Origin of the sequence: Colwellia marinimaniae, assembly GCF_002207865.1 — a bacterium.
GTDB classification, from domain to species: domain Bacteria; phylum Pseudomonadota; class Gammaproteobacteria; order Enterobacterales; family Alteromonadaceae; genus Colwellia; species Colwellia marinimaniae.
This window is the reverse complement of record NZ_BDQM01000001.1, coordinates 70,177-86,690: the sequence shown is the minus strand read 5'-3', so window position 1 is coordinate 86,690 and position 16,514 is coordinate 70,177. Positions and strand designations below refer to the sequence as shown.

The 16,514-nt window shown below is 40.6% G+C and carries 12 protein-coding genes; 5 read left to right on the top strand and 7 right to left on the bottom strand.

Annotation, left to right across the window (positions count from 1 at the left end; all coding sequences use genetic code 11):
* Positions 1-20: 20 nt before the first annotated feature.
* Positions 21-947 (top strand): GTP cyclohydrolase FolE2, encoded by a 927-nt coding sequence (folE2, locus tag MTCD1_RS00370; RefSeq protein WP_057182544.1) that lies wholly within the window; start codon positions 21-23, stop codon positions 945-947.
* On the opposite strand, the gene MTCD1_RS20595 is transcribed toward folE2, so the two are convergent.
* Positions 944-1,132: a hypothetical protein gene (locus MTCD1_RS20595; protein WP_143760076.1), complete on the bottom strand. Its 189-nt coding sequence runs from the start codon at positions 1,130-1,132 to the stop codon at positions 944-946. The two genes, folE2 and MTCD1_RS20595, sit on opposite strands and share 4 nt — an antisense overlap.
* A gap of 258 nt (positions 1,133-1,390) precedes the next feature.
* Here MTCD1_RS20595 and gltB point away from each other — a divergent pair, with 258 nt between their 5' ends.
* Together gltB and MTCD1_RS00360 are read left to right on the top strand one after the other, a co-directional pair.
* Positions 1,391-5,851, top strand: coding sequence for a glutamate synthase large subunit (gltB, locus tag MTCD1_RS00365; RefSeq protein ID WP_057182546.1), 4,461 nt, complete (start codon positions 1,391-1,393; stop codon positions 5,849-5,851).
* Positions 5,852-5,860: 9 nt separating this feature from the next.
* Entirely contained in the window at positions 5,861-7,300 is a 1,440-nt protein-coding gene (locus MTCD1_RS00360; protein WP_057182548.1) for an FAD-dependent oxidoreductase, read from the top strand.
* Between the two features lie 92 nt (positions 7,301-7,392).
* Here the strand turns inward: MTCD1_RS00360 and folA are convergent, their stop codons facing one another.
* The 4 genes from folA to rplU all read right to left on the bottom strand — a co-directional run bounded on the left by folA (position 7,393) and on the right by rplU (position 9,964).
* Entirely contained in the window at positions 7,393-7,920 is a 528-nt protein-coding gene (gene folA, locus MTCD1_RS00355; RefSeq protein WP_057182549.1) for a type 3 dihydrofolate reductase, read from the bottom strand.
* A gap of 109 nt (positions 7,921-8,029) precedes the next feature.
* Positions 8,030-9,193, bottom strand: coding sequence for an Obg family GTPase CgtA (gene cgtA, locus MTCD1_RS00350; RefSeq protein WP_057182551.1), 1,164 nt, complete (start codon positions 9,191-9,193; stop codon positions 8,030-8,032).
* Positions 9,194-9,378: 185 nt separating this feature from the next.
* Positions 9,379-9,636, bottom strand: coding sequence for a 50S ribosomal protein L27 (gene rpmA / locus MTCD1_RS00345; protein ID WP_011045240.1), 258 nt, complete (start codon positions 9,634-9,636; stop codon positions 9,379-9,381).
* 16 nt (positions 9,637-9,652) lie between these two features.
* Positions 9,653-9,964: a 50S ribosomal protein L21 gene (gene rplU, locus MTCD1_RS00340; protein ID WP_057182715.1), complete on the bottom strand. Its 312-nt coding sequence runs from the start codon at positions 9,962-9,964 to the stop codon at positions 9,653-9,655.
* Positions 9,965-10,247: 283 nt separating this feature from the next.
* On the opposite strand from rplU, the gene ispB reads away from it, so the two are divergent.
* The gene (gene ispB, locus MTCD1_RS00335) at positions 10,248-11,231 is read left to right on the top strand and encodes an octaprenyl diphosphate synthase (RefSeq protein ID WP_057182553.1); all 984 of its coding nucleotides are present in this window, start codon (positions 10,248-10,250) and stop codon (positions 11,229-11,231) included.
* 183 nt (positions 11,232-11,414) lie between these two features.
* On the opposite strand, the gene mdh is transcribed toward ispB, so the two are convergent.
* Positions 11,415-12,350 (bottom strand): malate dehydrogenase, encoded by a 936-nt coding sequence (mdh, locus tag MTCD1_RS00330; RefSeq protein ID WP_057182554.1) that lies wholly within the window; start codon positions 12,348-12,350, stop codon positions 11,415-11,417.
* A 238-nt stretch (positions 12,351-12,588) separates the two neighbouring features.
* Here mdh and argR point away from each other — a divergent pair, with 238 nt between their 5' ends.
* On the top strand, positions 12,589-13,062 hold the full coding sequence (argR, locus tag MTCD1_RS00325; protein WP_057182556.1) for a transcriptional regulator ArgR: 474 nt from the start codon (positions 12,589-12,591) through the stop codon (positions 13,060-13,062).
* A gap of 15 nt (positions 13,063-13,077) precedes the next feature.
* On the opposite strand, the gene MTCD1_RS00320 is transcribed toward argR, so the two are convergent.
* The gene (locus MTCD1_RS00320; protein ID WP_057182558.1) at positions 13,078-16,470 is read right to left on the bottom strand and encodes a PAS domain-containing hybrid sensor histidine kinase/response regulator; all 3,393 of its coding nucleotides are present in this window, start codon (positions 16,468-16,470) and stop codon (positions 13,078-13,080) included.
* Between the last annotated feature and the right edge of the window lie 44 nt (positions 16,471-16,514).

Genomic DNA, 16,514 nt, shown 5'->3' with positions numbered 1-16,514 from the left:
CGTTTTAACGTGGAGTCGAAATGACGACATCAATGCCAGATATCGCCAACCATACAACAGCTCAAACCGAAGGTACGCTTGACTGGGTCGGCATGAGTAACATTGAAATGCCTATTATGGTCGCCTCAAAAGGCGAAAGCGATCGTATGGTCTCAGCTCATATAGATGCCTTTGTTAATTTAAAAGACGCTCAAGCTAAAGGCATACACATGTCTCGCCTTTACTTACTTATCGATGAGTTATCTACCAGTAATGTGCTTAACTATCAAAGTTTAGTCAGCTTACTTGATGGCTTTATTAGTAGTCACCAAGAGTTAAGTGATGAAGCTAAAGTAGAATTTAGCTTTGAGTATCACTTACGCAGAAAATCATTGATTAGCGGCAAAGAAGGCTGGAAGGCCTACCCAGTAACACTAACTGGTTACCTAAATAAAGGTAAGATCACTATCGAGTTAACCGTTAATGTACCTTATTCCTCAACGTGCCCCTGCTCTGCGGCTCTTGCTAGACAACTAATACAACAAGCCTTTCAGGATAAGTTTGCTCAACAAGATGAATTAGCTTTAACCGACATCCATGATTGGCTTGGCACCACTGAAGGGATAATGGCCACACCTCACTCACAGCGTTCAATTGCTGAAGTAAAGGTAAAGCTTAATTCAACTGTCAATGACTTTCCTATTACTGAGTTAGTTGACCTTATTGAATACTCACTAAAAACACCGGTACAAGCCGCGGTAAAACGCGAAGATGAACAAGAGTTTGCTCGTCTTAATGGCCAAAACCTGATGTTTTGTGAAGACGCCGCCCGTCGTTTACAACACAGCATGAATCAAGCGAATCATTTTGATGACTTCTGGCTACGCATCAATCACCTAGAGTCACTGCATGCACATGATGCTGTCAGTATCACCACTAAGGGTATTGAGGGCGGTTATCAGCCTTAGGCTATAAGCAAACTTTTAACATACAAAAAGCCAATAGTGGTATCACTATTGGCTTTTTTTTTGTCTGTTTTCCTTAACGCTAATAAGAAAATAGCCATAAACTGCATAAATACTGAATATACGCCCACTGTATAAAGTCCATCAAAATGTAATTTTATTTCATGAATTTTCACTATATGAAACAAAAAATACCTATTGAATACAATAACCTCTTATTTAACAACTAGATAATTATATTTAATTTTATTATCCAATTACAAAATAGCACAGAAATGTAAATGAATTACGAGTAAAAGCTCTATTTTAATTGACCTTTAACAAATAACTGGGTACTGTTGAACGTTCCACTTACTTAAAATAAGAGTATTTATGCATTTTTTCCATGCCTTTATTCTTCTTTTATCTGCCCTGTGAGTAAGTTGGCTTATTATTAGGAGAAAAATATGCAGCTTTATGATCATAGCATCCAAAAAGACAACTGTGGTTTTGGTTTAATTGCCCATCAATATGGTGAAACCAGTCACAAACTAATTAAGACCGCTATTTCCGCTTTAGATCGTATGCAACATCGTGGCGGTATCGCCAGTGATGGTAAAACAGGTGATGGCTGTGGCTTATTATTACAAAAACCGGACACTTTTTTTCGTGCCGTAGCCGCAGACAATAACTGGAAGCTTGGTAAAAAATATGCTGTCGGCATGATTTTCCTAAGTACTGATCCAATTGAAGCTGCACTGTGTAAAAAAGTTTTAGAAGAAGAGCTAGCTAATGAAAGTTTAACCTTAATTGGCTGGCGTACGGTTCCTGTCGATAGCTCGGTGCTAGGAGAAATAGCCCAAGGCAATCGACCCAATATTGAACAAGTATTTATCAATGCGCCGCCAGGATGGCGTAATCGTGACTTAGAACGCCGCTTATATATGGCCCGTCGTCGCGCAGAAAAACGCATTACTGATAAAACATTTTATGTGGCTAGCTTATCTTGCTTAGTTACTATTTATAAAGGTCTAATGATGCCAAAAGATTTGGCAAATTTTTACTTAGATCTAGCTGATATTCGCATGCAAAGCGCTATTTGTATTTTCCATCAGCGTTTTTCTACCAATACGTCGCCACAATGGCATCTAGCGCAGCCGTTCCGCTATTTAGCACATAATGGTGAGATAAATACCATTAATGGTAATCGCCAATGGGCACGCGCTCGTACGTACCGCTTTAAGTCACCCTTATTACCTGATTTACAAGATGCGGCTCCTTTTGTTGGCCAGACAGGTTCAGATTCATCGTCCTTAGATAACATGCTTGAGCTATTTTTAGCCGGTGGTATGGACTTATATCGTGCTATGCGTTTATTAATGCCGCCAGCATGGCAAAACAGCCCACTAATGGACGATGACTTACGGGCATTCTATGAATTCAACTCCATGCACATGGAGCCGTGGGACGGCCCAGCTGGCGTAGTAATGACCAATGGTCGCCATGTGGCTTGTAACCTGGATAGAAATGGCCTACGCCCAGCTCGTTATGTTATTACCCGTAATGGCTTTATTACCTTAGCCTCAGAAGTAGGTATCTGGGATTATAGTGAAGATGAAGTGGTAGAAAAAGGCAGAGTAGGGCCAGGTGAGATGCTTGCCATTGATACCTACACCGGCAAAATATACACCAGCACCGATATTGATAACGATTTAAAAGGGCGTCATCCTTATCGTGAATGGTTAGATAAAAACATTCGCCGTTTAGTACCCTTTGATAAACTTGAAGCCAATTTAATTGGCAGCTGCGTTTTTACTGATAAAGAAATGAGTCAGTACCATAAAATGTTTAACTACAGTTATGAAGAGATCCAACAGGTTATTCGTACCTTGGCAGAAAATGGTCAAGAAGCGACTGGCTCTATGGGTGATGATACCCCCATGGCGGTATTATCTAGTCAAACTCGCACCTTGTATGACTACTTCCGTCAACAATTTGCGCAAGTGACTAACCCGCCAATCGATCCCCTACGCGAGCGCTATGTGATGTCACTTGGCACCTGCATTGGTCGTGAGCATAATGTTTTTAACGAAACCTCAGGCCATGCTGATCGGATAATATTTTCCACCCCTGTGCTTATGTATACCGGTTTAAAACAGCTAAGGGAATTAGATCCAGAACATTATCGCTCTGATACCTTATCATTGCATTATGAGCGCGTAGAAGGTTTACAAGCCGCTATTATTCGTCTTTGTGATCACGCAGTTGATTTAGTACGTAATAAAAATACTGTTATTTTAGTATTTTCCGATAGAAACATTCAGCCTGATTTATTAGTGATCCCCGCTGCCATGATCGTTGGTGCGGTACAAAAACGTTTAGTCGATGAGCAATTACGTTGTGACTCCAACATTATTGTTGAAACGGGTTCAGTACGTGACTCTCATCAATATGCGGTCTTATTAGGGTTAGGCGCAACGGCTATTTACCCCTATTTAGCCTTTGAAACTATCGAGCAGTTAGTCGCAAAAGGCCAAATAAAAATGACGGCCCGTGATGCTATTGTTAATTACCGTGAAGGCATTAACAAAGGTCTATTAAAAATTCTATCTAAAATGGGCATTTCCACCATTGCCAGTTATCGCTGTGCCGGTTTATTTGAAATTATCGGCCTTAACGATGACATTAAAGCACTATGTTTTAGTGACTTACCCAGTCGTATTAAAGGCGCTGACTTTAGCGATATCGAACAAGACAGTATTAAGTTAGCGCGTAATGCATTTTTAGCTCATAAAAAGATGTCTCATGGTGGTTTATTAAAATACGTGCATGATGGCGAGTATCACTCGTACAATCCTGACGTAGTTAACCATTTACAACGCGCAGTAAATAGTGGCAAATATAGCGACTACCGCAAGTTTGCTGATGAAGTAGATAAACGCCCTATTGCAACCTTGCGCGACTTATTAAAGCTTAAAGATGATTGTACCCCTATACCACTTGATCAGGTTGAGCCAGAAAGCGAAATGTTTAAACGCTTCGATAGTGCCGCTATGTCAATTGGCGCATTGAGCCCTGAAGCACATGAAGCTCTCGCCATCGCTATGAATCGATTAGGTGGCAGTTCCAATTCAGGCGAAGGCGGTGAAGATGAACGCCGTTTTGGTACGGTGAAAAACTCACGCATTAAACAGATTGCTTCCGGTCGTTTTGGTGTTACCCCACATTACCTTGTCAATGCAGACGTATTACAAATCAAAATAGCGCAAGGAGCAAAACCCGGTGAAGGTGGGCAATTACCTGGTGATAAAGTCTCACCACTCATTGCCAAATTACGTTTCTCAGTACCTGGAGTGACCTTAATTTCACCACCACCACATCACGATATTTATTCCATTGAAGATTTAGCTCAGTTAATTTTCGATTTGAAACAAGTCAATCCCAAAGCGGTTATTTCAGTGAAGTTAGTCTCTGGTCCAGGTGTTGGTACAATCGCCGCAGGGGTTGCTAAAGCATACGCTGATTTTATTACCATATCAGGTTATGACGGTGGCACAGCCGCTAGCCCATTAACGTCAGTAAAATATGCGGGGTGTCCTTGGGAGCTAGGTTTAGCGGAAGCGCAACAAGCACTAGTAACTAACGGCTTGCGCCATAAAGTACGCTTGCAAGTTGATGGCGGTTTAAAAACAGGTACCGATGTCGTTAAAGCGGCCATTTTAGGCGCAGAGAGCTTTGGTTTTGGTACCGCGCCTATGGTGGCTTTAGGTTGTAAATTTCTGCGAATTTGTCACTTAAATAACTGTGCTACCGGTGTTGCTACTCAAGATAAAGTATTGCGTGACAAATTCTTTAAAGGTATGCCTGAGCAAGTAATGAATTATTTTAAATTTATTGCCCGTGATGTGCGTGAAATTTTAGCCCGCTTAGGGGTTAAAAGCCTAACGGCTATTATCGGTCGTGTTGATTTATTATCACAAATTGATGGTGTCACAGCTAAACAACAAAAATTAGATTTATCACCGATTATCGCCCCTGTGGTTGCCGGTGATAATACTGCGCTTTATAAAACGCATGAGAATAAGGCCTTTGATGAAGGTAAGTTGAATAAGAAAATTCTAGCGGCGGCAGCTGATGCAGTAGCCCACAGTAAGGGCGGCGAGTATAGATTTAACATTCAAAATATCGATCGCTCAGTTGGCGCAATGCTGTCAGGGGAAATTGCTCGTCGACATGGCGATCAAGGCATGGCTGCAGCACCAATCACCTTGCATTTAACCGGTACCGCAGGACAAAGTTTTGGTGTCTGGAATGCCGGCGGTTTGCACATGATCTTAACCGGTGATGCCAACGATTATGTCGGTAAAGGCATGGCCGGTGGTAAATTAACCATCAAGGCACCTGCAGGGGTTGATTATATAAGCCATCAAACACCGATTATGGGTAATACCTGTTTATACGGTGCCACTGGCGGTAAATTATTTGCCGCAGGACGTGCAGGAGAACGTTTTGCCGTGCGCAACTCTGGTTGTCATGCGGTAATTGAAGGCACGGGTGACCATGCTTGTGAATACATGACCGGCGGTATAGTAACCATTATCGGTGATGTCGGTGTTAATTTTGGCGCGGGCATGACTGGTGGTTTCGCTTATGTACTAGACGAAAGCGGTGATTTAGATATTCGCCTCAATAAAGAATCCATTGAAATGTTGGCGATGGACAACTTAGCTATTCATCAAGAACATTTACGCGGCATTATTGATAAACACTTTAATGAAACAGGCAGTTTACGCGCGCAAGAAATCCTGCAAAACTTTGATAAATTTTCGCCCTTATTTAAATTAATTAAACCCAGTGCTACCGATGTTAAAACCCTATTAGGTCATCGTAGTCGTTCAACAGCCGAACTTCGTGTTCTGATAAATTAGGAAGTAGTTATGAGTAAGAATGTTTATCAATTTATGGACGTTGAACGTATTGAACCAGCCAAAGTGGCAATCGAGAAACGTAAAATAGAGTTTGTCGAAATATATCAACCGCTTGGACAAGATCAAAGTGCTGGTCAAGCGGATCGTTGTCTGGATTGTGGTAACCCATATTGTGAATGGAAATGCCCCGTACATAACTATATTCCACAATGGTTAGAATTAGTCACCGAAGGCCGCATATTTGAAGCTGCAGATTTATGTCATGAAACCAATAGCTTACCTGAAATGTGTGGTCGAATTTGCCCACAAGACAAGTTATGCGAAGGCTCATGCACCCTAGATGCTGATTTTGGCGCAGTAACCATAGGTAATATTGAATCATTCATCACCGATACCGCCTTTGCCCAAGGCTGGAAACCCGACCTATCAGGGGTAACTAAAATAGGAAAAAAGGTTGCTATTATTGGCGCTGGTCCAGCCGGTTTATCCTGTGCCGATGTTTTAACCCGAAACGGTATTGATGCAGTAGTATTCGATCGCAATCCACAAATCGGTGGTTTATTAACCTTTGGCATTCCATCCTTTAAATTAGAAAAAGATATTATTCAAACTCGCCGAGAAATATTTGAAGGCATGGGCATCGACTTTCGCTTAAATGTCGAAATTGGTGTCGACATTAGCTTTGCCGAACTCAGCGAAGAATACGATGCGGTTTTCTTAGGATTAGGTACTTATACCGATATGACCGGTGGTTTTGCCAACGAAAAGGCCCCAGGTGTATACAGCGCCTTAGATTTCCTTATTGGTAATACCCAAAAAACAATGGGCATTACCGATTCAAACAATGCTGACGATAAGAAAAATCTAAAACCTTATGTCAATTTTACCGATCAAAAAGTGATTGTTTTAGGTGGTGGTGATACTACCATGGATTGTGTCCGTACATCGATTCGTCAAGGAGCTACACAAGTCACTTGTGCTTATCGTCGTGACGAAAGCAATATGCCAGGCTCACCACGCGAAGTAAAAAATGCTAAAGAGGAAGGTGTTATTTTTGAATTTAATATTCAGCCGTTAGATATAGCAGTAGATGAGCAAGGTAAAACTATCGGTGTTAAATTTGTTAAAACACAACTAGGTGCAGCCGACGCTAATGGCAGACGTAACCCTGAGCCGATTGCAGGGAGTGAGTTTATTATGGCAGCCGATGCGGTGGTTATTGCCTTTGGTTTCTTACCAAGCCCACCTCAGTGGATGATAGATGCAGGAGTGGAATTAGACTCTCGTGGCCGCGTTGTTGCAGTCGCTAGCTCTGACTTTGCTTTGCAAACCACTAAGAGCAATATATTTGCTGGTGGTGATATGGTCTTAGGCTCTGATTTAGTCGTTACTGCGGTGGATCAAGGCCGAAAAGCGGCTATAGGAATTTTGGATTTTGTTAGCCAGTAACTAAAATAATTTTACCTATAAAAAAAGCTGTTCCCTGATAAGGTACAGCTTTTTTTATACTTTGCTTTTATGAGTGATTAATCCGCTTGCTATTATTTACTGCATCGTTCGTATACAGAAAAATCTAAATCGTAAATATTTTTTTCATCAGCAGGACGTTTTTCACTTGATACCTTCTTCCAGCTGCCATCCTCATAATCAGGGAATTCAACATCGCCCTGAATATCTGTATCTATATGGGTTATATACAGCCTTTGTGCCGCAGGTAGGCAATGTTTATAGATAGCGCCGCCACCAATAACCATTATTTCGTCAACGCCCTCACCACCATTTGAGCCATCAACTAAGGCCATTGCTTCTGCCACTGAGGTTACGGTATCGACAGCTTCAGCGCCCTTTCCTTGTGGCTGGTAACTTTCATCACGAGAAATCACTATATTCCGACGCCCGGGTAAAGCCCTCCCTATTGATTCAAAGGTTTTTCGCCCCATAATAATAGGTTTACCTAAGGTAACTTTTTTAAAGTAGGCTAAATCGGCCGGCAAGTGCCAAGGCATAGTATTATTTTTACCAATAATATTGTTATCAGCCGTGGCAACTATCATGGATAAAATGGTCATATAAAACTCTCAACATTCTTTTCTGTATTATCGCGAGAAGAAAGGTAAAAAAAAGCACTGTTTTAACTAAAAAAAGCAGTGCTTATAATATTAATTATTATGATTAAACTTATTGGCGATATTCTACTTCAACATCATAGTCGTCTTCATTCCAATCATCGTCATCTAAGTCATCATCTGAACTATGAGCAGCGATAGTTTCTTCATGATAAGTATCCCATTTAAACTCAACAGTTTTACCATCAATGACTTCTTCCTTTTCAGGAGGTAACGCTTCGATAAATCTCATCACTTTTTGTGATAACTCTTTAGTACCCATGCGATTAGATGCCGAGATGCTGTGCACCTCACCTTGCCAGTCAAGGCCAGCTAAAACAGCATCAGTAATTTCTTTTGCCTCTTCTTCCAGTACTAAATCAAGCTTATTAAAGACAATCCAGCGCGGCTTGCCCGCAAGTTTTGCATTATGCTGCTCTAACTCGCTGATAATGACTTTAGCGTTTTCTAATGGGTTTGAGCCATCAACAGGCATAATATCAATGACGTGTAGTAATATACGACAACGCTCAAGATGTTTGAGGAACTGTGTGCCTAAACCAGCACCATCAGCCGCTCCTTCGATAATCCCTGGGATATCGGCAATAACAAAGCTGCGCTGGGTATCTAAACGTACTACACCTAAATTAGGCACTAAGGTAGTAAATGGATAATCAGCTACTTTCGGTGTCGCTGCTGAAACACTACGAATGAGTGTAGATTTACCAGCATTAGGTAAACCAAGCAAGCCAACATCAGCCAGCAATAGTAACTCTAATTTTAAGTTACGGATTTCACCTGGTGTGCCATCTGATTTTTGACGAGGCGCTCGGTTGGTACTACTTTTAAAGCGAGTATTACCTAAACCATGCCAACCGCCTTTAGCAACCAGCAGTTTTTGCCCTTTATGGGTCAAATCACCAATTTGCTCACCGGTATCTTCATCGATCACACGAGTACCAATGGGTACTTTTAGCACTAAGTCGTCAGAGCCTTTACCGGTACAATCACGGCTTTGACCATTTTGACCACGTTTAGCACGATGGAAACGCTCAAAACGATAATCAATTAACGTATTGAGGCTTTCGCAAGCCTCTAAATATACGTCACCACCATCACCACCATCACCACCATCAGGACCGCCAAATTCAATGTATTTTTCTCTACGGAAACTGCTACAGCCGTTGCCGCCATCACCCGCTTCAACTCTGATCTCAACTTCATCAACAAATTTCATGGTATCTCAATAACCCTAATGTGGTAATGCTTGTTTATTAGCAAGCAGACTAATTAATCCGTTTGCTATATCTACCGCTAGTATAAACTATTTTTGACCGACTAAAAATGAATCTCTATAGAGCCAAAAAAAAACTAAAAAAAAACCTCGCGATGAAGCGAGGTTTTTAGGAATCCAAGTTCTAATTAATCAGCGATAATGCTAACGAACTTGCGACTCTTTGGACCTTTCACTTCAAATTGAACTTTACCGTCAGATAAAGCAAATAAAGTATGATCTTTACCGATACCCATGTTACTACCAGCGTGGAAACGAGTACCACGTTGACGAACAATAATGTTACCAGCTAAAACAGATTCACCACCAAAGCGTTTAACACCTAGGCGTTTTGCTTCCGAATCGCGACCATTTCGTGTACTACCTGCAGCTTTCTTATGTGCCATGTCAAAATGCTCCTAATTAGCCGTTAATACCAGTAATTTTCACTTCAGTGAACCATTGACGATGGCCCGCTTGTTTACGTGAATGCTTACGACGTTTGAATTTAACTATGGTAATTTTATCAGCACGACCTTGGTTAACAACCTCAGCCACTACTTTACCACCAGCAACGTAAGGCGCGCCTACATTGATGTTATCGCCATCAGCGATCATTAAAACGTTTTCAAATTCTACTGTTGCGCCTACTTCAAGCTCAAGCTTTTCTAGACGAACTGTTTGTCCTTCGGTTACACGATGCTGTTTACCACCGCTTTGGAATACCGCGTACATAGCTACTCCGTACTGCGCCATCATATTTGTGACGCTAATTTTTAAAATATAGGGCGCGAATTCTACGCGAATAATATAACGAGAGCAAGTATAAATGTGATCATTCATTAACTTTATTAGCCTTTTCTGCTTTTTAATTGCTTTGACCCTAAGAATTAGAACAAAGCCACTAGAAAGCTACTTTTGCCTAAAATTTAGTGTAAACTTTGCCATCTTAACCAATTTAATATTTTTGATTAATATCTAATCAAAAAACACATCAAAACAGCTAAAGACAAGCAGCATGGGCAATAAAGTAAATATTAAAACAATACAAAAATTAATACAAAACGACATGACAGCAGTAAATGACCTTATCTATGAGCAATTACATTCTGATGTCGCCTTAATCAATCAACTCGGTATCTATATTGTTAACAGTGGCGGCAAACGTATGCGCCCTATGTTAACCGTACTTGCTGCCAGAGCGTTAGCATACCAAGGCGAACAGCACTGGAATATTGCCGCCATTATTGAATTTATTCATACCGCGACTTTATTACATGATGATGTTGTTGATGAATCAAATATGCGTCGCGGCAGAGAAACGGCCAATGCTTTGTTTGGTAACAGTGCTAGTGTGCTGGTCGGTGATTTTCTCTATACTCGTTCTTTCCAAATGATGACGAAATTGGGTGATATGCGCATTATGGATATCCTATCTGAGGCCACCAATATAGTTGCCGAAGGTGAAGTATTGCAGTTAATGAACTGCAATGATGCCAGCACCACAGAAGCAAGCTATATGAAAGTCATTTATTGTAAAACGGCTAAATTATTTGAAGCGTCCACCCGCCTTGCTGCTGTAGTAGCTAAGCAAGATGACAAAATAGAGCAAGCCATGGCTGATTATGGCAAGTTCCTCGGCACCGCATTCCAGTTAGTTGATGACATTATGGATTACACCGCCGATGCTAAAGAAATGGGTAAAAATGTCGGTGATGACCTTGCCGAAGGTAAACCCACCCTGCCATTAATATATGCCTTGGCGCATGGCAATCCTGCACAAAAAGCACTCATTAAAGAAGCCATTGAACTAGGCAACGGCATGGATAGCTTAGACTTAATACTAGCAGCGATGGAAGATACCGGTGCTTTACGTTATACCCAGCGAAAAGCTGAAATTGAAGCCGATAAAGCCATTAAGGCACTAGATGTCATTGCTGACAGTGAACACAAGCAGGCCCTTATTGCCTTAGCGCATATCGCCGCTAATCGCAGTCATTAACCTCCCCCCTGTAAGCACATAAATATATCACAGTAATACTTACTGTGATTACTTACTATGATTAGCTGGTGAAATTCAGCCATAAAAAAAACGCTATTAGCAATGGATAAAAACCAATCGATAACAGCGCTTTTTATATGAGAGCAAGTCAATGAATAAACTTACTCTGCGTTTTATGGCTGATTAGCTAGCCATAAAATCAACACCTTCTTTGATGTCTTGCTTTAATGTCGCTAACATAGCATCTTTTGCTTTTTGCTCAAAAGCACTTAACTCGCCGTAAGATAACACTTCACTCACACCGTTTACGCCAAGACGTACTTGTTGTGCAAAAAACAAGGCATCATCACCCTTACCTTCAACATAGGCGTAATCAACAACATCTTCACCTTGTAAGCCTTTAACTAAAGACAGACAAAAACGTGCTGCTGCAGCGCCCATAGAAAGTGTCGCACTACCGCCACCAGCTTTTGCTTCAACAACTTCAGTACCGGCATTTTGGATGCGAGACGTTAGCGTGGCAACTTCTTCATCAGTAAAAGTAACACCTTCAACTTGAGAAAGTAATGGTAGAATAGTAGTACCAGAGTGACCGCCGATAACCGCTACTTTAACCGTAGCAACGTCTAGGCCTTTAAGTTCAGCAACAAAAGCTTCAGAGCGAATAACATCTAATGTAGTCACACCGAAAAGACGAGCAGCATCATAAGTACCTGCCTTTTTGAATACTTCAGCAACAATAGGCACAGTGCCGTTAACTGGGTTAGTAATAACACCTACTAACGCTTTTGGACAGTTTGCGGCAATGCCTTCAGCCAATACTTTAATAATACCAGCATTAACGGCAAATAAATCAGCACGATCCATACCCGGCTTACGTGGCATACCTGCTGGGATCAAAACAATATCAGCACCTGTTAATGCGCCACTAAGGTCGTCACGACCAAAACCAGCAACTTTAACGTCAGTTGGGATGTGTGATAAATCTACGGCAACACCCGGAACAACAGGGGCAACATCATATAAAGACAACTCAGAACCAGCTGGTAATTGAGTTTTTAATAATAATGATAATGCTTGACCAATACCGCCTGCGGCGCCTAAAACAGCTACTTTCATGTGTTTTCTCCGAAATTATGTGGGGTTTATTTATTGTACAATAAATTATTAAAATATTATTTGAGTAAATACGTAATTTTTGCAGAGCAAAAGATATAGTAAAAGCAAGTAAAAAACAATTGATATAATTTTATACTCGAATATTAACGTCGAGTATGATGATACGATAACGTATACTAGCGTTTATCACACTGATTACAAACGCCACTTTAGTCTATTACAGGGTTAATTAAGCATGATGAGCGCTTTACAAAAACAAGAAGCACTAGTACAAGCATTTAAGGATTTATTAAAACAAGAACAATTTGGCTCTCAAGGCGAAATCGTCGAGGCATTAAAAGCCAATGGCTTTGAAAACATCAGTCAATCAAAAATCTCTCGTATGCTCAGTAAATATGGTGCTGTACGAACCCGTAATGCTCGTCAAGAAATGGTCTATTGTTTGCCTGCTGAGTTAGGCGTACCTACCGCACAAAGCCCGCTCAAACAATTAGTATTAGAAATAGAGCACAACGAAGTAATGATCATTGTGCAAACTAGCCCTGGTGCAGCCCAATTAATCGCTAGACTACTTGATAGTTTAAGTAAAAGTGATGGTGTACTTGGCACTATTGCTGGCGATGATACTATTTTCATTGCGCCTACTGATGTCAGTAAAATCAATGATACCATCAAAAAATTAGAGCAACTTTTCTCTAAAAACTTAAGCTAAACTTAGGCCGCTGGGTTAACTTGCTACCTCTCTGAGAACTTTTTTGATGCAAGTAAGCAAAGCTTGTCCGGTAACGGGTTTAGGCATATGCAAGTTCATGCCTGCCGCTAAACTCTGTTGTTTATCTTCTTCTCTAGCATGAGCTGTCATGGCTACAATAGGTAAATTTTTATATTTACTTTGCGCTCGAATAAGTTTAGCTGCGGTGAGACCATCCATTATAGGCATTTGAATATCCATCAATACCACATCAAAATGCTGCTCTGCTAGGGTATCTATAGCTCGTTGACCGTTATCTGCAATAGTGACTTTAGCATGCATATTCAACAGCAACTCTTTAGCGACTAGTTGGTTAACTAAGTTATCTTCTACTAATAAAACGGATACACCCTGCAAGCTTTGTTCATCTTTTAGCATTGACGGTTTTTGCGCAGTAACCCTTACGGTTTTCTTGTTTGAATGTTGTTGGTAAACCAGGCTAGTATCACTTTTGGCTTGCTCAGCGAAAGACTCTGCTTGAGCAATTAAAGCCTGTGATATTTGATCAAGGGAATAACGAAATAGTGGTTTATCGACTAATAAATAAGCTGTAGATAGTTTATCTAAGTGACTACAAGTTTCATTGCTCAATTGCGTTAATGCCGGCTGACATAGACCAAGTAATCGAAACGCTGCTAGCGACGAAATAGACTCTGGACGGTTTTGTTGAGCAATAAAATCCACTTCAGAAATAAGTAAGACACTGTTGTCTACAACATCTAACTGAAGTAAGTCGTCAACAGAGCTCACTTCATGTAATAGCCAGCTCATCTGAGCAATACTTTCCACCAAACTTGTTGATAGTTTTTGATTTATCGCATAAATGCTAATACCAGCTATTAGCGGCTGAGATAATTCTGCGGCTAGGGAAAATGACACCTCTGTCACCTTATGATTGGACTTAAATAATGGCTCAGAGTTGACTTTATTTAGGCATGCAAGCGGAGCTCGCTGCAAGGGTAAAACAAAGCTTAATTCACAGCCTTGCCCTAATTGGCTAGTAAGGCTAATTTCCCCGCCAAGCAGATTAATTATTTGCTGGCAGATAGATAAACCTAAGCCTGAGCCACCATACTTGCGTGTCATTGACTCATCAGCTTGACTAAAGGCTTTAAATAAATGACTTTGATTATCGCTGGCAATACCGATACCCGTATCGATGACACGAAAGCGCACCTGAGCCACGCTATCAGTTGTCGACAGGAGATCAACAATTAACTTAATTTCGCCTTGCTCGGTAAATTTAATGGCATTATTAAATAAATTAGCGAGCACTTGTACTAAACGCATTTCATCACTGATGACATTACTCGGCACTTGTGCACTCATATCAACCAATACTTCGACCCGTTTATGGTCAACATTACTCAGATTAAGTTTTAAGGCTTTATCAATAATAACCGGCAAATTGACTACATCTTGGCTGACGACCATTTTACCGGCTTCAATCTTAGATAAGTCTAACAATTCATCAACTAGATGTAATAAGGTTGCTGAAGCACCCTGAGCATTAACTAGATAATGCTGTTGGCGAGTATCTAAAGAGGTGTGCGCCAATAAATCCATCATACCTTGCATGGCATTTATTGGCGTTCTGACTTCATGACTCATATTGGCAAGAAACTGTATTTTTACCTTATTAGCATACTCAGCTTGGTCTTTCGCTTTTTCCAGCGCTGATTGTGTTGCTTGCTGTAAGGTCACATCATGAAAGATACTGATAGTGCCTAGAATATTACCTTGTTCATCGGTAAATTGATTGCAAAAGCCTTGGTAAATATAATCGCCAGCCTTAATGAGTGCTTGTTGCGGATAAATATCGTTACACCTGGCGTTTAAACGATTAACTTCTTGCGCTAAAGCTGTCGGCATAAAAGTCGAGGATTTAATGCCTAACATTTGCTCAACTGAGTGATTTGTCAAGCGCTCAAAGGCTTTATTACAGCCCATTAATAAACCGTCAGGGTCATTAAAGACAATCAATTCGGGAATGGCATTCATCACAGAGCGTAATAACGCATAATCACGTTGATGCTGTGCACTTGTCTCTTGTAACGCTTTGGTTTTTTCTATAACACGACTATCTAATACATCGTTTTGTTCCGTAAGCTGCAAAAGTAGGCTTCTATTTTGTACAAAAATATCTTCAACCACTTGAAACCAATGTAACCAATCCGCTGCTGGGGTGATTTTACCTGGGTCACCTTCGGCGCAATATTGAATATGGCTAATAAACTCAGTAGTGGGCTTGATAAACGTGCGCTTTGTCATGGTATTAACTAACATAAGAAATGCTAACAAACCGATAAAAAGCATGGCAAAAACAAAAACAAAATCACTGTATTGAGGGGCGGCAAAGCTATCATAATTTTGATATTTAAGTAAAGTCCAACCGTTAACACTAAGCACTTGTTTTTCTATAAACCAATCGCCAAAACGCTCGGCATCACCTAGTTTACTTAAGCGTTCAGCGTTCAAGCCTTGCAATGATTTTGGCAGTAAATCTTGCCAAGAGACACGATAACTTAAAGACTCTTTCCCCCAGCGTTTAGCGAGTAAAATATCATTATTTTGATTGTATAGAATAAACCCTTGGTCTGTTGATTCTAACTCGGTCAACCCCGCATGCAAGCGTGATAAATTGACATCAATAACGACTGCACCTAACAACTTATCATGATGAAAAACGCCAGTACCCAATGAAGCATTCATACCGCCACCTGCGGCATCAAGATAAGGAGGAGACCAAAGTACACGATTATTACTTGAGGTGAGAGTTTGTATCGCTTGATTATGTGAGCTATTTAAGGTTTTATGATTAAACTGCCAAACTTCTCGATCAACCCAAGGGTAGATATTGACAAAGCCACTAAAGGAAACATAATAAAACCACGTTGCTTCCGCTATGATATTTTGTGCCGCTATAAATGCCGGAGTTAAGGCGTTAGCCATGGCGATTTCTTGTTTTTTAGCCTCACTAAACTCAGCCACTTGCCCTATTCCGGTAATATTACTGCTTAAGCGTTTACCTTGTTTAATAACATCATGTAGAGGTTTATTTAAATAAAACATCTGCCCTTGTTGTAACAAAGCAGGCATGGGAATATTTAATTCATTGGGGTGTTTTAGAATATATTCGGCAAATTCGTGTATACCTACCACAGCTTGAACACTTTGTTCTAGCATATTATTTAGCTGTTGAGCTTCTTGTTTGAGCTCAAGTAGACTTTGCTGCTTATGTTGGGCTAATTGATTGAAGTAACGTAAAGAGGCAGCAGAAAAGGCCACGAGAATAATGACAATAAAGGCAACGACAACGGTGGTGTTATAACGCCTAAAAACTGTATTTATGCCCTTTTGGTAATACACTGAAACGCCTTAATTTTTTGTTTAAATCATGAGTTAACTTGCTA